The sequence below is a fragment of the Streptomyces sp. NPDC101237 genome (genome assembly GCF_044767465.1).
In the GTDB taxonomy this organism is placed as follows: Bacteria; Actinomycetota; Actinomycetes; order Streptomycetales; family Streptomycetaceae; genus Streptomyces; species Streptomyces gramineus.
The window spans coordinates 202,970-229,291 of record NZ_JBIWNY010000011.1 but is presented as its reverse complement, the minus strand read 5'-3'; the positions used below and the strand labels follow the sequence as shown (position 1 = coordinate 229,291).

20 protein-coding genes, 1 tRNA gene and 5 pseudogenes are annotated in these 26,322 nt (G+C 68.3%); 14 read left to right on the top strand and 12 right to left on the bottom strand.

The window, feature by feature from the left end:
• Positions 1-19 precede the first annotated feature (19 nt).
• From ACIRQ9_RS19425 to ACIRQ9_RS19410, 4 genes are all read right to left on the bottom strand, one after another.
• On the bottom strand, positions 20-502 hold the full coding sequence (locus ACIRQ9_RS19425; RefSeq protein WP_404174429.1) for a poly-gamma-glutamate biosynthesis protein PgsC/CapC: 483 nt from the start codon (positions 500-502) through the stop codon (positions 20-22).
• Positions 499-2,118, bottom strand: a complete 1,620-nt coding sequence (gene pgsB, locus ACIRQ9_RS19420) for a poly-gamma-glutamate synthase PgsB (protein ID WP_404174426.1) — start codon at positions 2,116-2,118, stop codon at positions 499-501. The genes ACIRQ9_RS19425 and pgsB overlap by 4 nt, the downstream gene beginning before the upstream one ends.
• A gap of 6 nt (positions 2,119-2,124) precedes the next feature.
• Entirely contained in the window at positions 2,125-4,383 is a 2,259-nt protein-coding gene (locus ACIRQ9_RS19415) for a cache and HAMP domain-containing protein (RefSeq protein ID WP_404174423.1), read from the bottom strand.
• Between the two features lie 393 nt (positions 4,384-4,776).
• A complete protein-coding gene (locus tag ACIRQ9_RS19410) occupies positions 4,777-5,994 on the bottom strand; it encodes a CapA family protein (protein WP_404174420.1) in 1,218 nt (405 codons plus the stop codon).
• Between the two features lie 20 nt (positions 5,995-6,014).
• On the opposite strand from ACIRQ9_RS19410, the gene ACIRQ9_RS19405 reads away from it, so the two are divergent.
• Positions 6,015-7,010: a hypothetical protein gene (locus ACIRQ9_RS19405; protein WP_404174417.1), complete on the top strand. Its 996-nt coding sequence runs from the start codon at positions 6,015-6,017 to the stop codon at positions 7,008-7,010.
• A gap of 439 nt (positions 7,011-7,449) precedes the next feature.
• On the opposite strand, the gene ACIRQ9_RS19400 is transcribed toward ACIRQ9_RS19405, so the two are convergent.
• Positions 7,450-8,307: an alpha/beta fold hydrolase gene (locus ACIRQ9_RS19400; protein ID WP_404174414.1), complete on the bottom strand. Its 858-nt coding sequence runs from the start codon at positions 8,305-8,307 to the stop codon at positions 7,450-7,452.
• A gap of 262 nt (positions 8,308-8,569) precedes the next feature.
• Here ACIRQ9_RS19400 and ACIRQ9_RS19395 point away from each other — a divergent pair.
• The 3 genes and pseudogenes from ACIRQ9_RS19395 to ACIRQ9_RS19385 form a co-directional block, all read left to right on the top strand.
• Positions 8,570-8,643: transfer RNA gene (locus ACIRQ9_RS19395), tRNA-Met, on the top strand.
• A gap of 839 nt (positions 8,644-9,482) precedes the next feature.
• Positions 9,483-9,683: pseudogene (locus ACIRQ9_RS19390) on the top strand (RHS repeat-associated core domain-containing protein); the annotation flags it as partial.
• Positions 9,684-9,743: 60 nt separating this feature from the next.
• Positions 9,744-9,980 (top strand): annotated as a pseudogene (locus ACIRQ9_RS19385) (site-specific integrase); the annotation flags it as partial.
• A gap of 115 nt (positions 9,981-10,095) precedes the next feature.
• Here ACIRQ9_RS19385 and ACIRQ9_RS19380 read toward each other — a convergent pair.
• Positions 10,096-10,551 carry a VOC family protein gene (locus tag ACIRQ9_RS19380; protein ID WP_404174411.1) on the bottom strand — a complete coding sequence of 152 codons (456 nt, stop codon included), beginning with the start codon at positions 10,549-10,551 and terminating at the stop codon, positions 10,096-10,098.
• A gap of 61 nt (positions 10,552-10,612) precedes the next feature.
• Between ACIRQ9_RS19380 and ACIRQ9_RS19375 the strand changes: the two genes are divergently transcribed.
• From ACIRQ9_RS19375 to ACIRQ9_RS19365, 3 genes and pseudogenes are all read left to right on the top strand, one after another.
• A complete protein-coding gene (locus ACIRQ9_RS19375) occupies positions 10,613-11,629 on the top strand; it encodes a helix-turn-helix transcriptional regulator (protein ID WP_404174408.1) in 1,017 nt (338 codons plus the stop codon).
• Between the two features lie 155 nt (positions 11,630-11,784).
• Positions 11,785-11,955: pseudogene (locus ACIRQ9_RS19370) on the top strand (ISAzo13 family transposase); the annotation flags it as partial.
• Positions 11,956-12,137: 182 nt separating this feature from the next.
• Positions 12,138-12,269 carry a hypothetical protein gene (locus ACIRQ9_RS19365; RefSeq protein ID WP_404174405.1) on the top strand — a complete coding sequence of 44 codons (132 nt, stop codon included), beginning with the start codon at positions 12,138-12,140 and terminating at the stop codon, positions 12,267-12,269.
• Here ACIRQ9_RS19365 and ACIRQ9_RS19360 read toward each other — a convergent pair.
• On the bottom strand, positions 12,266-13,171 hold the full coding sequence (locus tag ACIRQ9_RS19360; protein ID WP_404174402.1) for a carbon-nitrogen hydrolase family protein: 906 nt from the start codon (positions 13,169-13,171) through the stop codon (positions 12,266-12,268). The two genes, ACIRQ9_RS19365 and ACIRQ9_RS19360, sit on opposite strands and share 4 nt — an antisense overlap.
• 450 nt (positions 13,172-13,621) lie before the next feature.
• Here ACIRQ9_RS19360 and ACIRQ9_RS19355 point away from each other — a divergent pair, with 450 nt between their 5' ends.
• Complete coding sequence (locus ACIRQ9_RS19355; RefSeq protein WP_404174399.1) at positions 13,622-13,939, top strand: Imm51 family immunity protein; 318 nt, start codon at positions 13,622-13,624, stop codon at positions 13,937-13,939.
• Positions 13,940-13,999: 60 nt separating this feature from the next.
• On the opposite strand, the gene ACIRQ9_RS19350 is transcribed toward ACIRQ9_RS19355, so the two are convergent.
• On the bottom strand, positions 14,000-15,091 hold the full coding sequence (locus ACIRQ9_RS19350) for an IS630 family transposase (RefSeq protein WP_404174396.1): 1,092 nt from the start codon (positions 15,089-15,091) through the stop codon (positions 14,000-14,002).
• A 1,393-nt stretch (positions 15,092-16,484) separates the two neighbouring features.
• On the opposite strand from ACIRQ9_RS19350, the gene ACIRQ9_RS19345 reads away from it, so the two are divergent.
• From ACIRQ9_RS19345 to ACIRQ9_RS19330, 4 genes and pseudogenes are all read left to right on the top strand, one after another.
• The gene (locus ACIRQ9_RS19345) at positions 16,485-17,471 is read left to right on the top strand and encodes a phosphotransferase family protein (RefSeq protein WP_404174393.1); all 987 of its coding nucleotides are present in this window, start codon (positions 16,485-16,487) and stop codon (positions 17,469-17,471) included.
• 359 nt (positions 17,472-17,830) lie between these two features.
• Positions 17,831-18,109, top strand: a pseudogene (locus ACIRQ9_RS19340) (endonuclease NucS domain-containing protein); the annotation flags it as partial.
• 831 nt (positions 18,110-18,940) lie between these two features.
• Complete coding sequence (locus ACIRQ9_RS19335; RefSeq protein WP_404174390.1) at positions 18,941-20,536, top strand: SpoIIE family protein phosphatase; 1,596 nt, start codon at positions 18,941-18,943, stop codon at positions 20,534-20,536.
• The gene (locus tag ACIRQ9_RS19330) at positions 20,499-21,362 is read left to right on the top strand and encodes an AraC family transcriptional regulator N-terminal domain-containing protein (RefSeq protein WP_404174387.1); all 864 of its coding nucleotides are present in this window, start codon (positions 20,499-20,501) and stop codon (positions 21,360-21,362) included. The genes ACIRQ9_RS19335 and ACIRQ9_RS19330 overlap by 38 nt, the downstream gene beginning before the upstream one ends.
• A 62-nt stretch (positions 21,363-21,424) precedes the next feature.
• On the opposite strand, the gene ACIRQ9_RS19325 is transcribed toward ACIRQ9_RS19330, so the two are convergent.
• A complete protein-coding gene (locus tag ACIRQ9_RS19325; protein ID WP_404174384.1) occupies positions 21,425-21,907 on the bottom strand; it encodes an STAS domain-containing protein in 483 nt (160 codons plus the stop codon).
• A gap of 170 nt (positions 21,908-22,077) precedes the next feature.
• Between ACIRQ9_RS19325 and ACIRQ9_RS19320 the strand changes: the two genes are divergently transcribed.
• A complete protein-coding gene (locus ACIRQ9_RS19320; RefSeq protein WP_404174381.1) occupies positions 22,078-22,551 on the top strand; it encodes a response regulator transcription factor in 474 nt (157 codons plus the stop codon).
• Here ACIRQ9_RS19320 and ACIRQ9_RS19315 read toward each other — a convergent pair.
• Positions 22,529-23,182, bottom strand: a complete 654-nt coding sequence (locus ACIRQ9_RS19315) for a response regulator (RefSeq protein WP_404174378.1) — start codon at positions 23,180-23,182, stop codon at positions 22,529-22,531. The two genes, ACIRQ9_RS19320 and ACIRQ9_RS19315, sit on opposite strands and share 23 nt — an antisense overlap.
• A 143-nt stretch (positions 23,183-23,325) precedes the next feature.
• Here ACIRQ9_RS19315 and ACIRQ9_RS19310 point away from each other — a divergent pair, with 143 nt between their 5' ends.
• Positions 23,326-24,798, top strand: a complete 1,473-nt coding sequence (locus tag ACIRQ9_RS19310) for a HAMP domain-containing protein (protein ID WP_404174375.1) — start codon at positions 23,326-23,328, stop codon at positions 24,796-24,798.
• A 184-nt stretch (positions 24,799-24,982) separates the two neighbouring features.
• Here ACIRQ9_RS19310 and ACIRQ9_RS19305 read toward each other — a convergent pair.
• Together ACIRQ9_RS19305 and ACIRQ9_RS19300 are read right to left on the bottom strand one after the other, a co-directional pair.
• Positions 24,983-25,114: pseudogene (locus ACIRQ9_RS19305) on the bottom strand (RICIN domain-containing protein); the annotation flags it as partial.
• A 436-nt stretch (positions 25,115-25,550) separates the two neighbouring features.
• A complete protein-coding gene (locus ACIRQ9_RS19300; RefSeq protein WP_404174372.1) occupies positions 25,551-26,240 on the bottom strand; it encodes a hypothetical protein in 690 nt (229 codons plus the stop codon).
• Between the last annotated feature and the right edge of the window lie 82 nt (positions 26,241-26,322).

Genomic DNA, 26,322 nt, shown 5'->3' with positions numbered 1-26,322 from the left:
GCGTCGGGAACAGGCGGACTCAGGCGGAGGGCAGGGCGCCCAGCAGAATGCCGGCGGTCAGCACCACATAGGTGGCGAGGGTGACCGAGCCGACGGACAGCAGCGTCGCGCCCTTGGGCTGCCGGACCAGCTGGTAGCCGATCAGACCGGGGACGATGAACCCGAGCGTCTGGTTGGCGTACAGCAGCGGGAACTCCATCTGCAGCACGATGATCACGGTGGCCTGGATGAGCACGCCGCTGAGCACCACGGCGGCGAACAGCCGCTTCCCGTAGAGGATCACGAAGCGCTGCATCAGCAGGGTGGCGACGTAGGTGAGGACGGTGACGCCGACGACCAGGGCGGCCCGCTGCAGGTCCTCGATGAGGGTGAGGGCGAGCCAGCCGGGTGTGATCATGCCGCCCGGCGACAGGTTGGTGGCCAGGTAGCACATCAACGAGAACATCAGACCCAGACCGATGCCGATCGCGGCGATCTCGGGGGTGAGGACGGAGGGGATCAACGCTGTTCTCCTGGGCTGTGCCACTGCTGGCGCTCGTCGGCGGAAGGCTGGGGGGACATGCGGGGCTCGAACAGCCCGCGGGGCGCGGCCTGTCCGGGTGCGGTGCCGTTCTCCGGGCGCGCCTGCGGCGCGGCGGGAGCGGGTCGTTCGTCGCGGTACCGCTGCGCTTCGGCGTCGTCCGGGTACGGCCGGCCGCGTCCGGTCCGGTCCGCCCGTTCCTGGTCGGGGTAGGGGTGCGCGGCGTCACGCTGCACGGGAACCTGCGGGGCGGCGTACGGCTGCTGCTGCCCGTAGCGCGACTCGTACGCCTCGGAGTAGCCCTGGTAGGGGTCGATACGGGGCACGTACAGCTGCATGGTCTCGACGTGTTCGACCACGGCGGGCGCCGTCTTCGCCCTGTCGGCCGGGGCGGCGGCCACCGACTCGTCGGGGCTGTCGTCCGGCGGGAGTTCGGCGAGGTGCTCCAGCAGGATCTCGCCCTGGCCGTGGATGTTGCCGATCGCGACCAGAGAGGAGTCGGGACCGAGCTGCTCCAGCAGCCGGGCCATGAACTCGTGCGGGTCGCGCTTGTCGCCGCCGAGGTCGACGGCACGGGAGCGGAACTCCGCGGGGATGGCGTCGATGGCGGACTTGGCCGGGTGGCCGATGACGAAGACGCGCTCGGGGTCGAGGTCGGGGATGATCTCGCCCATCTGCCCGTTGCGTTCGACGCGGTCGGGGCGACAGTTGATGACCACGTTGACCGGGCGGTGGATGGCGCCGAGGTCGAGCAGCTGGTTGATGTTCATCAGCGTCGACTCGGGGTCGTTGGCCGCGAAGACGTTGGCGAAGCGCAGCTTCTTCCCCTCGGGCGTGACATACCGCTCGACGGAGAGGACACCCGGGTCCGGCGGCGCCTCGTACATGCCCTGCAGGGCCGTCTCCCGGTCCACACCGAGGAGTTCGGCCACGGTCAGCGCGATGGCCACGTTCTCCTTGAAGGTGAACCAGCTGAAGCCGCGCAGCTCCTCGTCGCTGACGATCTCCGGATCGGCGTAGATCAGCCGGCAGTTCCGGGCGTCGGCCTCCTCCTGGAGGATGTGGAAGCGGTCCTTCTCCGCGGTGACGCAGATGCCGTCCTCCGGCATCGACCGGCACAGGGAACGCGCCACGTCGTCCAGGGTGGGGCCCATCTCGGCGAGGTGGTCCTCGCGGACGTTGCACAGCACGCCGATCGTGGAACGGATCAGCTTGGACTGGTTGATCTCCTGGAGGGCCGGCATGACGGCCATGCACTCGATGACGAGCGCGTCCGGCTCGTACGCGGCGGCGCGCCGCACGATGCCGATCTGCTCGACGACGTTGGCGATGCCGAACTTGCGGTAGACCGGCTCCTCGGTGGCGTCGGGGTGGATGAACCGGGCCGCGGTGCCGGTCGTCTTGGCGACGGTGGTCAGACCGCCGCCGCGCAGGGCGCCGGCGCAGAGCCGGGTGATGGACGACTTGCCGCGGATGCCGTTGATCAGCACCCGGGTGGGTATGTGGTCCAGGTTGGTGTAGTGCCGCCGCTGCTCGACGATGCCCGCGACGAGCATGATCGTGCAGCACACCAGCAGCACGGTGTAGAGGAAGAGCACGGGCGATCAGTTCCTTGTGTACTGCTGCGGCGCGTGCGCCTGGGGCGGGGTGCGGCGGGGCTGCTGCCGGCTCAGTTCCTGCAGCCGCTGCCGGATGAGTTCGAGGGAGCGGGTGACCGCGCCGACCTCGTCGTGGTGCTGCGGGAACAGCACGGTCTTGCGGTCGCCGTCGGCCAGCGCCTCGGCCCGCTGGGCCAGTGAGCGCAGCGGACGGGCCACCACGATGTGCATCCAGCCCAGGCACGCGGCGGCCGCGGCGGCGCCGAGCAGTCCGGCGAGCACGGTCCGGTTCTGGCTGTCGTACTCGGGGATGTCGAGCCGGTTGGCGGCCTGCCAGCTGACCACGCTCCAGCCGAGGGACTCGGCGGGACCGCTGCCGGCGAACGGGGCGGCCGCGGCGATCCGCACGCCGTGTTCGCGGTAGAGGACCCCGTTCGCTCGGGCCTTCTTGCCGAGCCGCTGGGCGCTGGCGGCGGCCAGGTCCTCGAGGTGGTCGTCGGGCAGGCCCTGGAAGGCGAGGAAGCCGGTGTTGCCGGCGATGACCTTGCCGTGGTCGTCGACCAGGCGGACCACGCCCAGACCCGGGCGGGTCAGGAGCGCGTTGAAGAACGCGACGCGGAACTCGCCGACCAGCCGGGCACCGTTGCGGCCCGGGATCTCGGCGTCCGCGACGACGACGGGCTCCTTGCCGCCCTGGCCCAGCAGCCGGATCGGGGTGTCCGAGACCCGGTGGGCGCGGATCACCTTGGGGCTGTTGCCCTTGCTCGCCAGGATCTCGCCGGAGGAGTCGACGACGTACAGGGAGCGGTAGCGCCGGTTCTCGTCGAGGGTGCGTTCCAGCACCTTGCCCATGGTCTCGGGGTCGGTGCGGTTGCCGATGAGGGACGCGACCGAGTCCAGGTCGGCGCTGCCCTCGTTGAGGGCGCGGCGCACCCGGTCGCTCAGGGTGTCGGTGCGCTCCCGCTGGTCGCTGACGAGCTGCTGGGGGACGACGGCCTTGTCGTCGGCGCGGTTGACCAGCAGCATCAGCGGCGCCGACCAGGCCAGCAGCAGGACCGCGCAGACGCTCAGCAGGGCCCGGGTGCCGACCCGGCGCAGTCCGCGCGGGCGCGACGCGGTGCCGGTCGCTTCCGCGGTCTCGCCGAGCAGTTGCCGGCGCAGCCGCTCCAGGGCGCTGCCGACGCGTCGCGCCTCGCCGTACCCGGGGACGCTGACGGGCCGGGTCAGGTCGCCGCGGGTGAGCCGGCGCGATTCGAGGAACAGCCGGATCAGCGGCCGCTGGACGGTGCCCAGCAGGACGGCGACGGCGAGGGCGCCCGCGACCAGGAGCGCGCCGCCGGCCAGCAGTCCGAGGACCACGGACTTCGTGCGGGTGGGGTCCTCGCTGACCTTGACCATGGCGACGACGGACAGGCCGAGTCCGGAGGCGGTGGTGGTCTCGCCGGGGGCGGGCGCGGCGAGGGTGGCGTACCCGGCGACGGACCGGCTGCTGAGGACGTGGCCGCCGACCACGCTGCCGCTCACGCCCTGGTAGCCGCCCATACCGGGTTCCTTGCTGCTGCGCGGATCCTGTCGGGCCTTGCGGGCGGCGAGCTGGGCGAAGGACTTCAGCTGCTTGTTGGACGCCTTGATGTCCGCGCGGTCGGTGCCGTTGCGCACCTGCTCGGGCTCGGGGATGCCGTCGCTGCTGAGGATCGCGCCGTTCTGGTCGGCCACGGCGATGGACCGGAACTGGCCGAGGCTGATGCCGGGGAACGTCAGGTTGCTGGAGGCCACCAGCAGCAACTGTGGCTTGCCCGGCCAGGACAGCAGGGCCAGGGACAGCAGGCGCGTCTCGCCGTTCTTCAGCCGGACCATGCGGGGGGCGAGGCCGCCCTCGTCGCCGAGGGCGGCGCTGTTCACCGAGGTCAGCGGTACGGTCTCGCCCCGGGCCGCGACCAGCTTGCCGGAGCGGATCTCGACGACGGCGGTGCCGGTCCACTTCTGGTAGGTGCTGCCGAGCTTGTCGAGGGCGGCGTCACCGGAGACCGGCTCGCCGGCGCTGAACAGCGCGGCGGACCGGGTGAGGTCGGTGACGGACTCGTCGATGGAGGCGCGCAGCGCGATGGCGCCGTCCTCCGCGAAGTGCTGCTGAGAGGTCAGTACCGCCTTGGGTACCCCGGCGTTGTCGACCCGGCCCAGTACGAGCGCGGTGATACCGGCGAGGGACAGCAGGAGCACCGACAGCACCGCGATCGGCGGGCGGATGCCTCCGATCAGCGACATGTCGGCTCGACGGCGGGATCGGTGCTGCCGCGCCGGGGGCGGTGACGCCAAGGGAGGGTCCTCTCAGGCTGTACAGGTGATCAGTCCCCGCGGAGCAAGCGGGGACGGTGTTTCCGTTCGGTGTGCGCTGCGGGCACACCTGTTACGCGCGTGTGTCCGCAGCACTCCGACCACCGGGAAACACATGAAGTTGCCCCCGAATGGCTGTGATCTGCGCAACATCATCGTTTAGGCGGTCAGATTCGGGCAGCCGGAGGGGTTGCCTGCCCGCCGGCACCGCTGGGCGGGCGGCCCACGGCCCACCGCTGGGAGGGCCGCCCATGGGCCCGCGCGACGCGACCGCCACCCCCTGTCTTCCCCCGGGACCCCCTGAGCCCCGACGTCGGACGGCCGTCATGGCATCTCGGTCAGCGGCTTCAGGCCGTCCTCGGCCGCGCCCCGGTTGTAGAGGGTTCCCTCGGTGCGCTCGAAGGCGAGCCGCAGCCGGGCCCGCTGGCGGTCGGTGAGGTCCTTGTCGTCACGGAGCGCGGCGGGCACGTCCAGCAGGCGGTAGTCCCGCGCGTCGTCCTCCGTGTACGTGGCCTTGCCGCCGTCCGTGGCGTTCTCGGCGTCCGGCGGGATCTCCAGCAGGGTCGGCTCGAACCGCGGCTGGACGTCCCAGTGGCCCTTGCCGTGCTCGGTGAACGTGAACCAGGCGATCACGCCCTCCTCGGTCAGCCCGGTCGGCACCTCGTGCCGGGCGATCTGGTTGCCCATGCCGTACGCGACCCAGGTGCCGTCGACCTTCTCCATCGGCTGCACCACGTGCGCGTGACAGCCGATGACCAGGTTGATGCCTGTCTGGTGAGCGATCTCCCGGGCGAAGGAGAGCTGCTGGCCCGAGGGCTCCGGGTGGTGCTCCAGGCCCCAGTGGATGGAGAGGATCACCACTTCGGCGCCGGCCTCGCGGGCCCGCTGCTCGGCCGCCTTGATCGCCTTCAGGCTCATCTCGTTGGCGACCCACGGCTTGCCCTTGGGGTATGTGTGCGGCTCGTTGAAGCCGTAGGCGAACGAGATCTGCGCGACCTTGACGCCCTTCACGTCCATGATCAGCGGAGTGAGTGCCTCCTTCCGGGTCCGGAAGGAGCCGGTGTGCTTCAGGCCCGCGTCGTCCAGCGCGTCCAGGGTGCGCCGGACACCCTCGTAGCCGTGGTCGAGCGTGTGGTTCGAGGCGGTGGAGCAGGTGTCGTAGCCGAGGTCCTTGATCGTCTTGGCGGTCTGCGGGGGCACCTGGAAGTCCGGGAAGCCCTCGAAGGGGCCGTTCACCGGGCCCACCACCGGCTCGAAGTGGCAGATGCCCAGGTCCGCCTTGCTGATCACCGGCTTGATGCCGGCCATCATCGGCCCGAAGTCCAGTCCCGCGACGCCCTTGCCGGTGCGCTTGGCGTCCTTGCGGGCCTGGTCCACCAGCGCGGGGTGCATCAGGATGTCACCGGCCGCCGCCACGGTGAAGGTACGACCCGCGGGCCGGCCGTCTCCGTCGTCCGAGACGAGCCCGCAACCGGTGACGGCTGCGACGAGGGAGAGCGGGGCCAGCAGGCTGAGCGGGGTGCGGCTACGGCGTATGTTCACCGGGATATCTTGATACGACCATGAGTGCCAATCGCTCGCCCATCATAACGATCACGACAATTCTCCTGGTCATAGCCGGTCTCGCCGGTGGCCTGACCGCCGTGATCCACGCCACTCGGGGTGGCGGACCGGCTTCCGGTGACGGCCGTCCCGGCCAGGACGCCCAGCCGGTGAACCTGGCCCAGGAGGTCGCGGACTACACCGGCCGCTTCGGACCGGACGGCGGCTACCGGCGGCCCGGCCGGGCGGACCGTACCGCCGTCGCGCGGGCGGTCGGCCTGCTCGTCGACGGTCATCGCGCGGACGCGGCACGGCTGCTCTCCGAACGGGACTTCACCGTACGCACGATCCTCGACCGGGTCTCCGGACACCACTACGCCGAGGTCGCCGACCGCACCGACGAGGCCGTGACCCCGCGGGGCTGGGGGCGCGTCTACGTCGACCTGGACCGCACACCGCGATTCTCAATCCAGATACCCCACCCGGTCTCCGACGAGAGCACCGAGCAGCTGGGCGTACGGGTCCTGCGCGACTCTCCCGGCGGCGTCCTGGTGATCGCGGGAGCACACCGCAGAGCCGGAGTCGGCAACTCCGCGGACGTGGCACACCGCCGGGACACCGTCTTCTACGCCGTCTGCGCCGAGCTGGTCCGCCGCGGGATGCCCGGCCTCCAACTGCACGGCTTCGCGGCCTCCACCGCCCCCGGCTACGACGCGGTCGCCTCCAGCGGCGCCGGATCGGCCGGCCGCTCGGACGCCCGCCGGCTGGCCGACGCCCTCGGCGCCCACGGTTTCCATGTGTGCCGGGCCTGGGCGCGGAAGTGCCCGGTGGAGGGCAGCACGAACATGGAGGGCCGGGCCGCCGACACCGCCGACGTCCCCTTCCTGCACGTCGAGCTGGCCCCCGGCGTCCGCCTGGAGTCACCGGCCGCGGACCGCGCCGCCACCGCGCTGAGCGAGATCACCCACCGATGGGCGACCGCCCCTGCCGCGACTCCCTCCACCCGCACGAGCTGACACGGCTCGCCCGCTGAGTCCGCCGGACCGGCAACGGGGCTCTCCTCGCTACGGCGCACCATGTCCCGGAATGCCTTCGGGCCCAGGATGCGCCGATGTAGGGCGAACGACGCCCTTGACCTGCAGAAAGCAGGCAGGGAGCCGTCTCGTGGGAGTCAGACATGCTGCGCACCATGTTCAATTCCAAGGTCTAACGCTTGGTCATTTCCGCAGGACCATGCGGGAGCGCGAGATCGTCGGGATGACGCGCGGGAAGTCGCGGTCGCTGACGAAGCAGGACCGCACGGCGCCGCCTGCGCCGGATCTCGTCCGGAATCCGGGTGTCGTGGGCACTGGCCTCGTCGGGGCGTGGTGAGCAATTCGGTCACTGGTGGTCGGCGAGGGCGGTTACTTTCCGTTGTGCCGCCTGGTTTCGTCGGGGGAACTTCAACGGCTGGGGTTATGACGCCGGGGCGGTGGTGTGTCCCAGGAACTCTGCACTGGTCGCCACGAACTGGCTGGCGTCGTCGAGCCACGGGTAGTGTCCGGCGCCGGGCTGGACGACGAGTTCGGCGTTCGGGAAGAGGTCCGCGAACTCGGCCATGGTACGAGGAGGAGCTCCCAGGTCGGCTTCCCCGGCGAGGAGGAGGACCGGCGGGGTGAACCGGGCGAGTGCGGTCCGGGTGGCGTCCGGGTCGAAAGCGCCTTCGGAGCCGAAGGCGGCGGCGATCTCCGGGTTCATCCGTTCGTCCCCGGCGACCTGATGCGCCTGAGCCGCTTCGTCCCAGCGGCCGTAGGAAAACGGTGCGATGGCATTCCAGCTGTCGGCGGTGGCCTTGCCCGCCACGATAGCCTCCAGGGCCGTGAACGCCTCCGGGAACCACGGTTCGTTCCGGCGGAGCTGTGCAGTCTCCATCCGGAGGTCTCCTGCGATGTCGAGGCCGACGGCCCGGACGCTCGGCGTGATCAGCGCGAGCTTGTTGACGTTTTTCGGGTGACGGCTCACATAGAGCGCGGCCAGGTTGGCGCCGGCGCAGTGCGCGAGCAGGTCCATCCGGTCGAGGCCGAGGTGCTCGCGCAGGGCTTCGACGTCGTCGACGAGTCGGTCGCAGCGGTAGGAGGCGGTGTCCTCGGGAGTCGCGGACTCGCCGGTGCCGCGGAGATCCAGCCTGATCAACTGCCGGTGCGCGGAGAGGCCGCCGAGGTCGCCGAGGTATGCGGAGTCCGTCGGGCCTCCGGGCAGGCAGACCACTGGGGGGCCGTCTCCGCACACGTGGTAGGCGAGCTGGGTTCCGTCGTGCGCGGAGAAGGTAGCCATGGTCGAGACCCTGTCAGCGGTGTTCCGACGGGAGCAACTGGGTATTCCCGCGCGGTGGTTGTCGTGGTCGTCGAGGAGGGAGAGGAGACGAGTGGCTTACCCGACGGAGATCGCCACTGACCGTAGCCATTGCCAACCAGATCGCGGATTTCATAATCCACTGCTAACGAACCGCCTTCATTGCTAACGAAGTCGCGGATCCTGGAACCCGGTAAATCCCAGCTTGGTGCACCCGGCATGGCGTACGTTGGGCACACATCGACGCGCGGTGGAGCAGCTCGGTAGCTCGCTGGGCTCATAACCCAGAGGTCGCTGGTTCAAATCCGGCCCGCGCCACGAGGTCCGGCCCCTCAACAACATGTTGAGGGGCCGGAGTTGTGAGACAGCGAGCACCAACCCGACGTCCTGGCCCTGTTCGCCCCGGACGTCACGCTGTCCACCCCCGCCGATCTGCCCGCCGACCCCGCTCGCGCCAACAGCGTCGGCATCCCGCTCCTGCCGCCCTCCGAACTCGAGGTATTCATCACGAAGTGGACCGAGCATGTGAAGGACACCATCGCCCAGGGCATCAGTGGCGGATAGGCCAGCGCGGAGGTCTCCTCCATGGCAGCACCCCGGGCGCATCAGATCCTGGCGGTGAACAAGGCGATGCGGCGCCACAGCCGGTCGTCCCCAGGGCTACGCGTTCAACCCGAGTAGCTCCGCGGCGCTCCTTTCATTCGCCTCGAATCAGGCGAATCGCGACGGCTATCACGGTTCCCGAGACGGCTCCTGAGAGCGCCCAGGGAATGCTTGGGTGACCGCCGTTGCGCTGGTAGCCGATGGACGCGGCGAGAAGAGTGACAGCAAGTGCGACGATGAATCCGAACTGCCTGGTTCTCAATTTTCACCCGTTGATTGTCTGGATCTTGTGGTGGTGTCGGGCCGTTCGGGGCGCTGCCGTGACAGCAACACCCCGAACGGCCCCTGACGGGTCAAACTTCCCGCCCGCCCAGCGGAAGTGGAAGCGACAGTGGGAGTTGGTGCAGGACGCACGCCGGATGGGACTGTAGCGTGCGGGTACCGGGCCGTAAGTCGCGCCGTAGTAATCCATGGTCATCTGGTACCGCTCTTGGTAACCACAGACGGGCACGACCACCAGCAGCGTCACCAGCACGTTCGCCTACACCGAATTCGGCGCCCCGGAAGCAGGCGCAAACCCCGTCTACGGCTGGCTGGGCGGCCTGCAGCGATCCGCGTCAGCTCTCGGTGGTCAGATCCAGATGGGCGCACGTATGCACAACCCGTCGACGGGGCGCTTCAGTCAAACGGACCCGGTCGCAGGAGGCAGCGCAAACGCCTACGACTACGCGAACCGGGACCCGGTGAACGAGGTTGATCCGTCCGGTGCAGTGACGGCGGGATGCCATACGTACACGAAGTCCTGCAAGGTCTACCTCCTCGGCCTGCGCTGGGAAGACCTCGGCCTCGACGCCGGCACGGCCAGCATCCACCGCTCTCTCCAGCGCACCAGCACCAGCGGCCTGACCACCCTGCACACCAAGACCCGCGCTTCCGAACGCCGCATCGCCCTCCCCGCAGAGTGCATCCGCCCGCTCAAGGACCACCAGGAACACCAGCAGGAAGAGCGTCAGGCCGCAGGATCGGGCCGGACGGACAGCGGACTCGTCTTCATCGGATACGCCCTGGCCGGTGAACATCTCCGGCAAGAGCTCACAGACTCACTCGCCCTTCGAAGCGCCACCAAGCAACCTCGCCGCGACAAAACGCTCTTTTACACCGCTCGCTTTACAGGCCTGCGTGCGGTGGCTTCGGTGTCCGGTTGCGCTGAAGCTGCCATGCCTCGGGTGTGACTGGTGTGTAGAGGTTGACGAGGGATCCGTCGGGGTCGCGGACAAGAGCCGACAGATTACCCCACGGCATCATGGTCGGAGGCTGAACGACATCAAGATCGTCGCCGAATTCGGTCGCAAGTCTCTCGTATACGGCGTTGGTGTCGTCGACGAGGAACTCGACGATCGCACTGTTGTTTGCGCCCCCACGGGGCGTGTTGGTGGTGATGAAAGCGACGCGGGCGGAGCCGCTGACAGCGGCGGTGGCTGAGGGGGTCACCAGTTCGACGAAATCCTCGGTGAGGTACTGCGGGGTCGCACCGGTGAGAGTCCTGTAGAAGCGGACGAGCCGCGGAATGTCATCGGTGATGAGACGGACGGAGGCGAGCTGCACTGCTGCTGAGGCGGTCATGTGGTCACCTTAGAATTAATACAGGTCATATTCCGCCCGGAAATGCCGCATCATCGCAGGTATGACCCGACCAACCGCACGCGTTCTTGCCTTGCTGGAGTTGTTGCAGACGGGAGGAACCCGCACTGTCGGGGACCTCGCCGAGCGCCTCGAAGTCGATCAGCGCACCGTGCGTCGCTATGTCGAGCAGCTACGTGAGATGGACATTCCAGTGGACGGGGTTCGCGGTCGGTACGGCGGCTACCGTCTGGCCCGTCACTACCGCATGCCGCCGCTGATGCTCAACGACGAGGAAGGCCTTGCCGTGGTGTGGGCGTTGCTCGTCAACCAACATGCGCCCAGCGGTCCGGTAACCCCGCTGGTGATGGAGACGGCCACGGCGAAGGTGCGCCGAGTGCTGCCTGCCGCGCTCGCCCACCGCATCGACGCGGTATTCCGGGCAGTCGACTTCACCGGTGAGCGACACCCGGGCGCGGAAGACCACGACGACGCCGAAGCTCGTCCTGGTGCTGACGTAGGTGCTCAGACGCTGCTCGGTCTGGCTGAGGCAGCACGGGACCAGCGCCCGGTTGCGTTCGCCTACCGGCCGCGTCAGGGGCATGCGGCTACGCGGCACGTACAGCCGCACGGCATCGTGGCGTACCGAAACCTGCTCTACCTCACCGGCTTCGACACCGACCGCCAGGCGCAGCGTACCTACCGCCTGAACAGGATGGCCGATCTGCGGCTTCTGCCGGGCACCTTCGAAGCGCCCGCGAACATCGACCCAGTGGCCCAGGTGCTGGGACCACTGTCGGCGGCACCTTCGCGATACGACGTCTCCGTGCTCATCCGCGCTGATCCGGCCTATGTACGGCGTTGGATTCCGGAAACACTCGGGTCAGTTGCGCCGGCGTCTCCTCCCGATGCTGCGGACGGTCATGACTGGCTACAGGTGTTTCTGCGGGCTGAAAGGCTCGAGTGGGTCGCCGGCACACTCGCCATGCTGGACCGGCCCTTCATCATCCAACAGCCGGAAGCTCTCAAAACGGTGGTTCTCGCACTCGGACGGCGACTGGCTGAACGCTCCACCCAGTAACGCGAAGTCATCGACCGTGAGGTACGACTCGATGCCGCCCGCAGCCAGGACGACCTGATCGCGGGCGGCCTGCCCCAGACGCCGCCAGTGGTCGAGGCCTTTCGGCCCACGCCGTGACGGCGCCCGGCGTCCTGGCGGTCGTCGTCGACGGCGATGCGGTGCGCGGCCGCCAGCAGCCCGTTCGGCTCAAGACACACGACTTCCCTGGCCAGGCACAGAAGGCGAACCCGTACGGGATCTCTTACACGACAGCGCACTCCGGCTGGGTCTCGATCGGCACCGATCAGGACACCACGGCGTTCGCCGTCGCCTCGATCCGCCACTGGGTACGGACCGCCGTGAGCTGCAGGTCTGGCATCCGTCACCACAACGGCGCGCTCCAGAACCGGAACCGACGTGTTGTTCTTCTGCAGGCCCCAAGAAGGTCCGCCAGCTGATCGAGTGGGTCAATGACACCCTCAAAGGGCAGCTCGACCTGGAACGACACGGCGGACGGACCTTCGAGGGCGTGGCCGTCCGAGTGGCCCAGCGGGTCTTCGCGATGGCCGTCGGCATCTGGCACAACAACCGGATCGGCGCACCGGTCACCCGCTCACTGATCGCCTACGACCACTCATCGCATCGGACGTGCTCCTTTTAGAAGGCCGCAGTGCGGTCTTCGCTGCGCGGGTCGATCACCTGGTGCCCTGCGTACACGCCCGCGCGCGACTTGCGACGCCAGGGACGCGCGTAAGCCATTGCTTCGGCGGCGACCTCGGAGCCGTCGTCGAGATCCACGACCGCCACCGACGGCGAACCATCCGCGGGGCACCGCTCAAGCCAATCTCCGCCCGGGGCGACGACTCCGGACGGTGCGGTGGCGCTGTGTTGCGTCGGCACCGAGAAGCTGACCCAGTAGCTGTTGGCTGCGGCGTGGCCTTGGGCCTGGGCGGCGGCGTTGCCCGGGGAGACGCCGGTCGTCGAGAACAGAACACAGTCGACGTCCAGGCCCTCGTACTCGGCGAACAACTCCGGGTAGTGGATCTCCATGCCGAGCAGGCAGCCGAAACGCACCCCGTCGACGTCGAAGGTCACCGGCGAGATGCCTGGCGAGTACATGTACGAGACCTTCGTGTTCGACAGGAGCCGCTCGTCGTAACGCGTGACGACCTCGCCGCGATCGGAGATGACGTAGAGGCTGTTGTGCGGGCGGTTCGGCTCGGTCAAGCGGTGCACGGAGGCAACCACCGTCCACAGCCGCAACTCGCCTGCCAGCTGGGTGATCGCAGCCAGCTCTGCTCGCAGAACCGGCCACTGGCACCGATTCCAGTCCGCCGGGCCGACCGCGTCCGGGCCGTCGACGGACATGACGAGCTTGTGGGGAAGGCAGATCGCACCTTCGGGGAAGTGCGCGATCCTCGCGCCTTGAGCACCCGCCTCGCGCATCAGAGCACGGACCTGACGGCCGCTTTCACGCAACGCGTCCACATCTCGGGGGTCCTCGCGGACGGGGGTCTGCGCGACGGCAAGCCGCATGCTCTTGGGGTTCCTTGCTTCCGACATGACGTCTCCTGATGGAGTCGGACGGAAGTGCCGGAGGGCAGACGTGTAGGACTCGCCGGTCTTGGCGGCGCGGGCGCGTACCTGGCGCTTGAAGTTTTTGTGGGCTGTCACGGCGGCCTTCCACGCCTTGAGCGACCGTTCCCCAGCAACCTCGCCCTAGGCGATCGGGCTGCGACAGCGACCTGAGACGCTAGTCCCTTTGCCTCCGATGGGAGACCGTGCTGGGGACGGTCGCGGGAGGTTCGGCGTAGGCCACGCAGTTCGGCATCATGCCGTCACCCACAGACTCCGTCAACCACTGCCACCCGCTCACTGATCATCTACAACCACTGGCCGACATCGGAACTCCTCGTCTAGTGCTCTGACCGGAAAGGTTCACCGGGGTCGAGAGCGGATGAGCCTCAGGAGGGAGCGGACGGCCCATGGGCCGGGCGTGAGAGGATCGCGGCCGTGACCATCAAGCTTCATGACTTCGACGGCGAACACTCGCTGACGTTGGATGTCGGTGGCCTGGCTGCTGATGCCGCAGTGGTCGATGCAGAACACGAGCCGAACGGATATTTCTGGGAAGGTCTCGTGCGCTTTGCCTGGCCGGACATCGCCGAGCGCCTCGACTTCGACAGCGAGGCCGGCATGTTCTGCGCGGTCGGGAGTCCGAGCGACCGCGCGCTTCTCAAGACGGCCGTTGAATCAGTCATCACGAACCCCGAGGCAGTCCGCGACATCATCACCCGGGCGGAAACTTCGGGCTTCGAGTTCGACGATTAGAGATCCAACCCGATAGCAACACCAGGTGGGTCAGGATGCTGTGCTGAGCGGGCGTCCGCCTCAGCGGATGCCCTTCTCGCTGCGGATCCGGGCACGCTCCTTGCGCTGGGCGGCCAGCACGTCGGGGTGTCGGGCGTTCTTGTTGCGCCAGCGCAGGTAGGCGTGCAAAGCCCGGGTCTGGGTGGGGTGGCTGCGGTGATTGGAGTTGGCGACGGTGAACTGCCGCAGAGGTCCGAAGTGGGCCTCGATCGGGTTGGCCCAGGACGCGTAGGTGGGCGTGAAGCACAGCTCGACCCGGTTCCTCCTGGCCCAGCGCCGGATCGTCTCGCCCTTGTGGGCGGACAGGTTGTCCAAGATGACGTAGATCGGCGCGCCGTCCGGGCGGGCCGCGCGGATCGACCTCAGCGCGGCCAGGGCGTTCGCGGCGCCCTTCTTGCAGCGGTTGACGCCCCACAGGGTGTCGTCGCCTATCGAGTAGCAGCCGTGGAAGTAGCGGACGCCGTGGGTGCGGTGGTAGGTCGCGGGGTGCCGCTCGGGATGACCGGCAGGGCCCCAGCCGGAACCGCCGGTGGGGCGGATGCCGAGCGGGCCGAACTCGTCGAACGCGAACACCCGGTCCGGGAAACGCTCCAGGACGTGCTCGATCCGGTCGAGCTTGGTGTCACGCTCGGGGTCGGGTGATTCCTTCCATGTCTTGGTGCGCTGGAAGGTGATGCCACGGCGGGCGAGCAGGCACCGTAGGGCCTCGCGGCCGATCCTGATCACGCGACCGTGCACGCGCCGCAGGTGGGCGGCAAGTTTGCGGACGGACCAGCGGGTGAAGGGCTGGCCGAGCTTGGTCGGGCGAGTGGTGGCCGTCGCGACGACGAAGTCCTCGTCGTCAGGACTGAGCAGGCGGGGACGGCCTCCCGCCCACTGAGGGTCCAGGCAGGCCAGGCCGATCTCGTTGAACCGGTGGATCACGTCACGGACGGTGTCCTCGTCGGCCTGCACCAGCTGGGCAATCACCGGGACCCGGTTCCCGCCGGCCGAGGCCAGCAGCATCATCGCGCGCCGGTAGCGCACGGAACTGGTGCTGCCACGGCGCACGATCTGCTGCAGCTTCTGCCCTTCCTGGTCGGTCAACCTGCGCACACGGACAGGCTCAGCCACCACACCCCCAGCGATCGGACGAACGGACGTCACCGGACATCCAACCGCTGCGACCACCAACCCGGCGAACTTTCCCGGTCAGAGCACTAGGGCAATCGCCTGAGCCACAACACTGCAAGGCCGTAGGCGACAGCCGACACAGCAAGCCCCGCGAGGGACGTAGAGGTGTACGCCCATCGGGGCAGCGTCTGTCTGAAGAACTCAAACGTGAGGTCGCGAGTGATGAGGAATGCGGCGACGGCGGCGAACGTCGCACCCGCTGACTGCCGAGTCCACCGTCCCGGCTTCGACGCGACGCGGACATCCGGGCGAGGAGCAAGAGGTTCTGTCACTCGTCACTTGTACCGGTCCCGATACGACTCATCAACGGCAGCCGGCCCAAGCCCACACGCGGCAGGGCTTCGACGTCGTCGCACGATCACGAACCAGGCACCCTGTGACTACGCCGAAGTCCTGGGGCCAGACCCGCGCCGAGTGCGCTGACGCCAGGCAGGACTCCCGTCTGCAGGGAGAAAATGAGAATCGGCAGAAAATTGGAGAGTGCGGACAGGGTGCGGCTCCTGCGTGAAAGTCTCACGGACCACGCGAAAAGCATCGCTACAAAGGAAGTCAGCTGCACGGCAATTACGACACCGCTGAAATCGCTCGCACTGCCGTATCCGAGCTCCGCTCGTGAAGTGAAGACGCCGGCCAGGACGAGCGCTGAGGCCGCGAGGGAGGACGCGTCACCGTGGCCGAGTCTGCTGACGCATACTGAGGCCTTTCCAACCTGTCCCTGATGTCGGGCAGTTGGGTTGGCAACGTGGTGGAGCCCTCTGGTAGACGGGTTCACGACCGAGATTCCCTCGCCCTGCCAGAGGCCTCGCGTGCTTGTCCTCCCGTCCGGGCTGGACGTGTCCGGCTCTGCCCTGGGCCTGCTCTCCGCCGAGCTGCGCCGACGCCGTGAAGACGAGACCGTCATCGGCGCCGGCAGCACTCTGCAGCAGAGCGTTGAGCGCATCATGCCCAACACTGGCCTGGCCCCACCTGCCCGCCGTGGACCGCTGACCGGGACCCTGTCGCGGCAGTTGCTGCGGCTCCATGCCGCCTGCTCGGACGCGCGGCAGCTCGTTTTCACCGGACACGCGCCCGCCTGCCGCACGGCGCCCCGTTATCGGCAGCCACCCCGACACCACCACGTATTCCCCGGCTGTGCGTACCGGCAGCCGTCCTGTGAGCCGGGTGCCTGGATGCCCGGGGATTCGGAGGCCGGGAGACTGCGAGCCCGGCAATCGGCGATGCAAACGGTGCCCTACTACGACGAGGCGGCTTCGCACTACGCTGTGCAGCGCCGGGAATGGGGCAGGTCGGGGGCGGTCTCGTTGCCGGGGTGCCATGATCGAAGGAGCTTTGCGTGGGAGCCGTGACGGAGAGCATCACGAAGAACCGGCAGTCGGCGCGCACGCTGCGCGCAATGATCGAGCGCGCCTACGGCAGCGGGCAGGTGCCCCAGGGCGACGGCTTTGCGGAGGAGATCACCCACGGCTGGTTCAACGTCGCCTACCGGATCCGGCTGCGCGATGGGCGGCAGGTGGTGCTGAAGATCGCTCCCCCCTCGGATGTCGCGGTGCTGACCCGCGAGCGGGGGATGATGCGTACGGAGCTGGCCGCGATGGCGCTGGTGCGCGAGCGCACGACGGTCCCGGTGCCGCGGGTCGACCACGCCGACCTGACCGGGGAACTGGTCGCGGCCGACTACTTCTTCATGGAGTACGTGGACGCGGACAACTTCGGCATCGCCGTCGAGGAAGGGCGGCTGCCAGCCGAGGTGGTCGTCGCGGGCGGGCGGCAGCTGGGCGCGCTCAACCGGGAACTGAACTCGATCACCGGCCCGCACTTCGGACCGCTGGTGGGCACGGGCTCGGCGACATGGCGCGAGGCGTTCACCCTGCTGATGGAGGACACCCTCGCCGACGGGCGGCGGGCGGGCGTCGACATCGGCCGGGACTACGACGAGATCCGCGCGGTCCTCGCGGAGAACGCGAGTGCTCTGGACGAGGTGGGCGAGCCGCGGTTCGTCGAGGTCGACCTGTGGACGAAGAACTCGATGATCAGGAATGGGCGGATCGTCTCCATCCTCGACCACGAACGCGCGATGTGGGGCGACCCGCTGATGGAGGCGGGTTTCACCGGCATCGACCTCCCCGCGTTCGGCGACCCAGCCGACTTCGTCAGCGGATACGGCCTGGGCGAACTGTCCCCCTCGCAGCGCAAGCGCCGGTTTCTGTACTCGCTGCATCTGGCCGTCGTCATGATCGTCGAGACGGTGTTCCGGGGCCACACGGACCCGACCACCTACGACTTCGCCCGCACCCAGCTCGATCTGCTGATGGCCCGCTGAACCCGCTCCCAGGCAGGTACGCCGAACATCCGGGCATCACCGGCGGACACCCCGCTCGGCCGTCCCCGGCATCGGCACTGCCGGTGCCCTGCTCATCAGCATCCGGCAGGTGCCGCTTCCCGTACGGCCGCCGGGGAACGCCCGCACTCCTGCGAGGCGTCGGGCGTGATGATGTGCACGCACCCGATCCACGAGGCGCACGCGGGCGATCGGGGCCTGTTCGGCGTTGAGGAGTACCGGAGTCCACGACGTATCCCGGCACCACCGAGGAACTGCTGCTGCCGATCCTGGAGCAGGCCGCGGGACTCAAGGCCGGGGACTTCCAGGCCGCGTTTCGCACGGACACGACGAAGGGCGGCATGGCCGAGGTCATGTCGCGTCTTGCAGAGTGTGAGGCCGATGTGCAGGGTTTCGTCGAGGCGCACATGGAGACGCTGCTGGGGGTGCGGTTCCTGGCGAGTGAGTACGGCACCGGGCCGGTGCACGGGGGCCGAATCGATTCGCTTGGACTGGACGAGAACGGCTCGCCGGTGATCGTCGAGTACAAGCGTGGCACGGACGCCGACATCATCAACCAGGGCCTGTTCTACCTGGCCTGGCTGATGGACCACCGTGCCGAGGTCGAGCACCCGGTCCGCGTGGTGACGTAGGAGCCTCCACTGCGGCGGGCGGCCGGCTCGGCCTGGCCGTACCCGTCCCATCCGTGCCCCGGCCCGTCCGGCCGGACGGACCCGTACGTCCGTCCGCTGCGGCTGCCGCTCGAATTTCGTCATGCCTGTGCGAGGCGTCTCCGCTTGACTCGGTCCCGCGGCTGACGCACATTGGAATCCGTATAGCGGAAATGAATTACCGCTATACGGCAAGAAACCGTCAAGTAAAGAGTAAGGGCAGGGACGATCTCCGCCGCGCGGCGCGGGCCCCACATGACCGGGCGCAGAACGCTGACGCCTCTCCCCTGTCCCCAGCAGGTCGCGTCTCGAGCAGCCTGAGCCGGTGACCGGCGAATCACCCGCGTACGGGACGGCGGCACGCCGAATCGTAGGCGCTCACGAGATCGACCGCAGGATCACCCATGACAATCTTTGCTCGCGAGGTCTCAGTGCCCGGCCCTGACAGCCTTCTGCCCACAGGGGGCACACGAGCGAAGTTGCTCTACACCGACGGCCTCGTCGAGGCCCGCGACGCCACCGGGACCTTCTACCCGTCCTCGAGCGTGCCGGCACGTGGACCTGGTGCTGCCCGCACAGCCTGCTGCAACACATCAGCCGTGATCTCGACAGCTACGCGGGTCAACGCCTGGACGACGACCTCGCCGTGGTGGCCGTCCACTGCCCTGCCCACCTGCCCCGTTCCCCGCAGGCCGCCACATGAGCCGGGTCAGAGGCATCCACGTCGATGGGTTGTCCGGCGCCGACCACAGGGCCCTGCGCCTTGCACCAGAGGCCGACCATGAAGGGACAATGACAAAAATGGCTGCTGTACGACGTCTGCTGTGCCAGCCGAGCTCGCTGCTCGTCATCTATCTGAGCGCCATGTGTGCGGTCCAACTGGCCGTCTCCACCAGTGGCTCGGTCCGCTGGTCCGATTACTCGGTACTGGTCCCCGTCGTGGCCGCCGCCCTGCTCCCCGTTCGCCGGGCCCTCTTCATCGGAGGCGCAACCCTGGTGGCCAGTGTGGCCGTCTACGGCTTGACGATCCACGGTGTCTCCGAAGGAGGCCGTGCAGTCGTGATTTCCGCCGCGGCGCTGTCCTTCGGCCTGAGCCTTGTGATCTGCCGGACCCGCCTGCGGCGGCAACGCCTCTGCGCCCTGGCGGAACATTCCCTGGTGAGCGACAGTCCGGCAATCGCCGCGGGGGCGAGGGACACGGCAGACGGCGCACCCGGCGACGCACCTTCGTTCTCGGTGCCGCAGAACCAACCGTCCCCGCTGCCGCGGCCCGCGGCGGTGGAGCTTGCCGTTTCCGGGACGGTGGACACCAGCGCAGCCGTGCCCAAAGACCATTGGCTCGACGCCATACCACTGCCAGGCGCCCGGGTCGCGCTGGTCGCAGGGTCCGTCACGGACCACGGGAGTCACACGTCCGGAATGGCCGCCGAACTCCGCGTGGCGACACGCACCCTGGCCGACATCGACCTGCAACCGGATGAACTCCTCACCCGCCTGGAGGGCGTACTGACCCGGCTGTGGCCCCAGCACGACGTGGGCGGGCACGACGAGAGCGCAGCCGGGACCACCGCCCATTGCCTGTATGCCGTCTACGACCCCGTCTCCGCACGCTGCACCGTCGCCAGCGCCGGCTATCCCGCGCCGACCGTGATCGGGCCCGACGGCCTGGCCACCACCGTGGAGATTCCTGTCGGCCTGCCGCTCGGGCTTGCCCGATCGCCCGCGGAGGCCACCGAGATCGAACTCCCCGAAGGCAGTGTGCTCCTGCTGTACGCGCACACCCCCGCGACACCCGTACTGGCAGCCTGGACCAGTGGGACTGCGCTGCCCGAGGCCGTTGCCGGATCTCGGTGCGGCCTGGACGCCCTGTGCCGCCGGGCCCTCGACGCCCTCGTATCCGGTAGGCGGCATGTCCGCGCCGACGTCCTGGCGGCCCGCACCCATACCTTCGACGGCAGCCACGTCGGTGCCTGGGATCTCTCAGCCGATCTCGCGGCCGTCTCACAGGCTCGTAGGCACATCTCAGGGAAGCTCGCCACATGGGGACTTGAGGAGGCCGCACCCGCCATGGAACTCGTCGCGAGCGAGCTCGTCACCAACGCGATCCGCCATGCTCGCCCTCCTGTCCGACTGCGCCTGATCCGCCACGGCACCGGATTGACCTGCGAGGTCTCCGACGGCAGCAGTACGTCCCCGCATCTGCGGCGAGCCCGCACCTTCGACGAGAGCGGCCGGGGGCTGTTCATCGTCGCTCAGCTCGCCGGGCGCTGGGGCACACGCCACCATTCCCACGGCAAGACCATCTGGGCGGAAGAAGAACTTCCGGCACCGGGAACCTCGACGCGTTCGGAGACCGAGGATGGAGCTTCTGCAGGAGCTGCGCACGCTGATCCTTGAACATGTGGGGGACGGCGGCCGCAGAGCCACGGTTGTCGACGGCGTGGCCGTTGCGGTCGTGAACGAGCCAGCCTCCCCGGTCGCCGCTCCCGTGTCCGGGCCCACCCTGGCACTCGTGGCTCAAGGCACCATGCGCACGGTGTTCAACGGCCAACCGTACGAGTACGGTGCCGGCAAGTACGTGATCGCCTCGCTCGACCTGTCGTCGACCAGCCAGGTGATCCAGGCAGACCGTGACAAACCGCTCGCGATCTTCATCATGGACCTACGGCCGCAGGCCATCGCGTCCTTGCTGCTCGAGACGGACGAGGCGGGGCCGCCCCACGCCGAGAGGGAATTCTTCGTCGCGGACGCCACGCCAAAGCTGGTCGAGCCCGTCGCACGACTGCTGCGAGCCGCCCGCTGCCCCGACGACCTGCGAGTTCTCGGCCCGGCATACCAACGCGAGATCCTCTGGCGGCTGATCACCGGAAGCCAAGGCGGCGTCATACGGCAGATCGGCCTGGCCGACAGCAGCATCGCACACATCGCCCGGGCCATCGGCTGGATCCGCCAGCATTATCACGAACCCCTGAGCGTCAGTGACCTTGCACGCGTATCCGGTATGAGTACGTCCTCGTTCCACCGGCACTTCCGCGCGGCGACGGCGGCCACACCGATCCAGTTTCAGAAGACGATACGTCTACAAACCGCTCGTACACTTCTGCGGGCCCGCACGGGCAGCGTCATAGCGATCGCTCACCGCGTCGGCTACGAAAGTCCGTCCCAGTTCCACCGGGACTACCGCAGAATGTTCGGGAGTTCCCCAGGGCGCGATACACAATGATCTGGCTTTTATTTTCCTTCCGCCGGGCCGCTGCCGCGGCCCGGCAGTGACGGGAGACTCGGTCAGCGTTCCTCCGCCAACGACCGGCAGCGGTGGTCGCAAAGACGCGGCGCCGGGGGGTACGCGGGTGGATGGTGAGCCGGGCCCGCGCCGCCGGTCGGAGACGCGCCATGAGGAAACAGTTGGTGGAAGCGCAGCACTTTGACGACCATCGGGTGATCGGCTAGCAGCGTCAGCCGGCCCCCCGCCTCACGGATGAGGCGGGCGGCGGCGGTCAGGGGACGTGCTCCTGCGCAGTCCAGGAAAGTGACCTGCCTCAGGTCGATGACAACCTCGGGGCGGGAGCCGCCGCTCACGGCGGTGAAGATCGCTTCCGTGTGGGCAGCGGTGGCGACGTCCAATTCACCGGCGGCAGTCACCACAAGGGGCCGATTTCCGACGAACACGGTACAGACGGCTGGCACGTACTTTCTCCTCTGCGAGTGGGAATTGACGAACACGTCAAAGCTATGGAAAAAGCCAAGCCGCGTCATGACGGTCAGCATCCATCCACTCCTTCCTGTCAGCATTACCAGACAGGAAGCCGCGACTATCGTGCACGCACGTAGCAGGATCGTGCTTCCCTCTCCCGTGTCCCATGTGATGGAATTGAGGGACGGATAGCCGGAAGCGCGGCTGCTCACCCGAGAGTTCACTTCCAGGCATCTCCCGGCGGATGGATGTTGCCCGTGGCTCATTCGCCGACTGCTCGAAGAGCGGACACCTAGGGGAGTTTGGATACCTGATGCGTTGCCTAATCGTCGACGACTGTCCCCACTTCCTCCGAGCCGCTCACTGTCTGCTCACGAGCCAGGGCATAGAAGTCGTGGGTATGGCGTCCGACAGCGCTCAGGCATTGCGACAGGCCAAGCAACTCAAGCCGGACGTGGCGTTGGTCGACATCGATCTGGGTGGCGAATGCGGACTGGAGCTGGTCGGCCGACTGCGGCTCGACACAGGCCCGTCTCCGCCGCTGGTCATTTTGGTTTCCGTCCACGCCGAGGAAGAATACACAGGCATGATCGAGGAGAGTGCCGCAGTCGGTTTCCTGGCGAAAACTGCCCTGTCGGGAAATGCAATTCGCGCCCTGCTCGCCGAAGCGAACGAGGATCACCGTGAGAGTTCGATCATCTGGCCTCCAGAAAGGTGATGACCGCCCGCACGCGACGGTGGTCGTCCTCGGTCGCCGGAAGGTTCAGCTTTGCCAGGATATTGCGTACATGCTTCTCCACCGTTCCTTCGGTGACCCACAACCGGCGGGCGATGCCGGTATTGGAGCGGCCCTCGGCCATCAACGCGAGCACCTCGCGTTCCCTCGTGCTGAGTGCGGCCAGCGGATCCTCCCTACGGCGGGCGGACACCAGTTCCTGCACCAGGGCGGGATCCAGCGCCGACCCGCCCCTCGCGATCCGCTGCATCGCTTCCAGGAAATCCTGGACGTCACTTACACGGCTCTTGAGCAGGTAACCGATGCTGTGCCCGCGGTCCAGGAGTTCCAACGCGCTCTCCACCTCGACATACGCCGAGAGGACCAAAATGCCCATGCCAGGGAATTCCTGCCGGATGGTGCGCGCCGCGTCCAGACCCTCGGTCGCCTGTCCGGGCGGCATCCGGATGTCGAGTATCACCAGATCCGGCGTGACTCTCCGTACCAGGTCGAGCAACTGGACGGCGTCGGCGGCCTTCCCCAGCACCGTGCAGCCCGCACGCTGCAGCAGGCTGGCCAGACCCTCGCGAAGGAGGACGTCGTCCTCGGCGAGGACGACGCGCAGGTGCGTCATGGCCGGTCCGCCCTCGCTCGGCCGGCCGCCGACGCCGGACGCCGAGCTTCCTGACCTCATGTCCAACATTGTCCTTGAGCCTCGTCCAGCGAGCACGCTGTAGAAGGTTCGTGCAGAACTGTCTCACCGACAGGGAGGTACCCGTGCATCTGCTCGCCTCTCGAACCCGGAGAACTGGCGGGGTCAGAGGCGTCGTACGCCGTTTGATCGTCGCGAGCAGCCTCCTCGTGCTCCCCATCGGCATAGCCTTCGCCATCCTGTTGCACTCGGCTGTCGACCTGCGCGCCGTCCACCAGCTTGCACAGAACTCAGAAGAGGTGCGCATAGCGGCGAACCAGGAAGAGCAACGGGTGCTCGCCTTCGATACGGACTTGCACGGCTATGCCCTCACCGGACAGCCGCAGTACGTCAAGCGCTGGCAGAATTCCGTGGCCGCCTTCCCCAAGGAGGCCGACAAGCTGAAGCGTCTCACCGCACACATCCCTGGAGAGCTGGCCCGAGCGGAGTGGATCCAGAACATGTGCACCGCATATATCAAGGATTCCTCCACGTCTTTGGCGAACGCCACGGGGCACGGGCTTTCCGTGAGAGAGCGGTCCGTCCTGAACGGAGAGGACAACAGCCGTTTCCAGGTGATTCTGGACGGGTTTCATGACCTCGTGGCCAGCGAGCAGGCCATGGCCAAGGAAAGGGAGGTACATGCCGCGACGCCCACCGACCAGGCTGTCGCCGCCGCCATCGCCGGTCTGACGGGATTTGTGGTGACCACCATCGGAGTCGCAGGCTACGTCATCAGGGCAATCGTGCGTCCAGTACGCCGGACTGCCGCCATGGCCGACCATCTCGCCAACGGGGACCTGACCGCCCGCACTCCGGAGACTGCGATCGGCGAGATCGGGCTCCTGGAGCGCAGCTTCAATCGCATGGCCGACTCGCTGGAACAGGGTCATGCAGAACTGTCCACCTCTCGGGCCAGGATCCTCGCGGCCACCGACCGGGCGCGGCGCAGCATCGAACGTGATCTGCACGACGGCACCCAGCAGCGACTGGTGGCCCTTCTGCTGGAAATGCAGGTGGCCCAGAGCACGGTCCCTGCGGACCAACAGGAACTGCGGGCCAGGATCTCCCGGGCCGCCGAATCCCTGAAAGGGGTACTGGACGACCTGCACGAGCTCTCCCGCGGCATTCATCCGGCAGTTCTCACCCGGGGAGGTCTGCCTGCCGCACTCAGGGCTCTGGCCCGTCGCTCACCGGTTCCGGTGGAACTCGACGTGGACGTTCCACGGCGGCTGCCCGAGCCCGTCGAGGTGGCGGCGTACTACGTCGTCTCCGAAGCGCTGACCAACACCTCGAAGCATGCCCACGCCTCCTGCGTCCACGTCTGTGCGAGGACCGGCCAAGGCGTCCTGCGCCTGTCCGTTCGCGACGACGGTGTCGGAGGCGCCGACGCGGGGACCGGCTCGGGGCTGGTCGGCCTTACCGACCGGGTAAGGGCCCTCGGCGGGATATTCGACCTGCACAGCCCCAAGGGGAGAGGTACCACTCTGCGAGCGCATCTTCCCCTGGTGGCGCCGGCCACCGATGCGAGGGAACGCAACCGGGCCCCGCTGTCATAGACCGGAACCCACCGCGCCGCCACCTCGGCGGGCGCCGGATGCACCGCGGCGAGCATCTTGATCGCGAGGTCGCCGCCACCGCGGCGGCGACCCGGGACCGTCGACGATGTCCTTGCGGAGGGGCGGGGGAAAGCCGCACCGTGGGCTGTCACGGCTTCACCCCTTCGTTGATGGCAGGCCCCCCTCAGGTACGGGTCCAGCGTTGGTTGTTGCCGTTCGAGCAGGAGCAGAGCTGGATCATGGTGCGGTTGGCCGTGACGCCTGCGACGGCGTCGAGGCAGAGCCCGGACTGCACGCCGACGCTGGATCCGTCGGAGTACCGGCCGGGTGTGTTGAAGTTGACGAGGACGTCGTCGGAGGCGAGCGGCCGCCAGTTCCAGACGATGTCCTCGACGAACATGCCGGTCGGCACCAGGCTCAGACGCGGGGAACCGGTCGTACCTCCGCTTCCGTACACGTACGCGCCGTGCGGCCGGCGAGATCGTATGCGTACGGATGGAGGGCGGCCTTGGCCCCGCCGGGGCGGCGGAGGGCGGACCGGAGGCGGCAGATGGCCTCGGGAGTTCCCTCTCAAAAGGGTCAGAAGCTATCAGAAGGGCGTTGCGGGACTCGAAAGGCTCGCAGGGGACGCGGATGTGATCAGGAGTGTGCCGGGAGGACGGACGGTCGGTGCGTCAGGCGACGGACGGCCGGACCGCGGCTTGTTCGACCGCTTGCCGCTCCCCGGGCCCGCCGTGTGTGCGCACCTCGTACTAGCCGCCGCGCACGGGATCCTCGACGAGAAGACAGACGGGCGACGCGGTGGGGACCGCGGCGCGCAGGGTCGCCTCGATGGCGCGCAGGTCGGCCCGTCGGCCGTTGATGTTCACGGTCTTCCCACCCGGCCCGACCAGCCGGTAGGTACGGGAGTCGACCGTCTCCACCACGTCGTCCAGGACGTGTTCCGTCGGGAAGCCGCCGCCGGTGGGCCGCGCCAGCCGAGGGCTGCGTACCGCCAGTAGGGCCTGCCGGCCCGGTACGGTGGGCCCGGCCAGCGACACGTCAGGGGCGAGCGTCCAGTCGCCGTTCTCGTCCGTGCGTTGCCCGATCATCCCGGTCTCGGTCGAGCCGTCCACCTCGAACAGCCCGACGCCGGGCTGACGTTGCCGGGCCCGGCCGGCCGCCGCCGGCAGCCTGCCGGTGCTGTGCGCGATCACCACGCGCTCGTACCGTGCCAGTTCAGCCGCCGCCCGGTCGAACCTCCACCACGACGACGGCACGGCGACGACGAGCAACCGCCCGGCCTGGCGGGGGAGGGGGTCGACGGTGCGCGTGTAGTACGCGGGGCGACCCAGAAGCGCGGGCAGCAGAGTGCCGAAGAGCATGCCGTACAAGTGGTGCAGCGGTGCATGCACCACGAGTGCGTCCGGCTCGGCACCGGCCAGCGCGCGGGCCAGCTCCACGGCACCTCGGTCACGAGTTGGCCGCGCCCGCGCAGCCACACGGCCGGCGGCCCGGTCGATCCGGAGGTGGCGAAAGGTACCT

What these genes read in the sequence shown, in the direction of transcription:
- ACIRQ9_RS19415 (WP_404174423.1), bottom strand. Translation starts at nt 4,383, where the DNA reads ATGTCGCTGATCGGAGGCATCCGCCCGCCGATCGCGGTGCTGTCGGTG.
- ACIRQ9_RS19315 (WP_404174378.1), bottom strand. Translation starts at nt 23,182, where the DNA reads ATGACGCACCTGCGCGTCGTCCTCGCCGAGGACGACGTCCTCCTTCGC.
- ACIRQ9_RS19330 (WP_404174387.1), top strand. Translation starts at nt 20,499, where the DNA reads ATGGAGCTTCTGCAGGAGCTGCGCACGCTGATCCTTGAACATGTGGGG.
- ACIRQ9_RS19325 (WP_404174384.1), bottom strand. Translation starts at nt 21,907, where the DNA reads ATGCTGACCGTCATGACGCGGCTTGGCTTTTTCCATAGCTTTGACGTG.
- ACIRQ9_RS19400 (WP_404174414.1), bottom strand. Translation starts at nt 8,307, where the DNA reads ATGGCTACCTTCTCCGCGCACGACGGAACCCAGCTCGCCTACCACGTG.
- ACIRQ9_RS19380 (WP_404174411.1), bottom strand. Translation starts at nt 10,551, where the DNA reads ATGACCGCCTCAGCAGCAGTGCAGCTCGCCTCCGTCCGTCTCATCACC.
- ACIRQ9_RS19320 (WP_404174381.1), top strand. Translation starts at nt 22,078, where the DNA reads ATGGATGTTGCCCGTGGCTCATTCGCCGACTGCTCGAAGAGCGGACAC.
- ACIRQ9_RS19405 (WP_404174417.1), top strand. Translation starts at nt 6,015, where the DNA reads ATGAGTGCCAATCGCTCGCCCATCATAACGATCACGACAATTCTCCTG.
- ACIRQ9_RS19360 (WP_404174402.1), bottom strand. Translation starts at nt 13,171, where the DNA reads ATGTCGGAAGCAAGGAACCCCAAGAGCATGCGGCTTGCCGTCGCGCAG.
- ACIRQ9_RS19335 (WP_404174390.1), top strand. Translation starts at nt 18,941, where the DNA reads ATGGCTGCTGTACGACGTCTGCTGTGCCAGCCGAGCTCGCTGCTCGTC.
- ACIRQ9_RS19375 (WP_404174408.1), top strand. Translation starts at nt 10,613, where the DNA reads ATGACCCGACCAACCGCACGCGTTCTTGCCTTGCTGGAGTTGTTGCAG.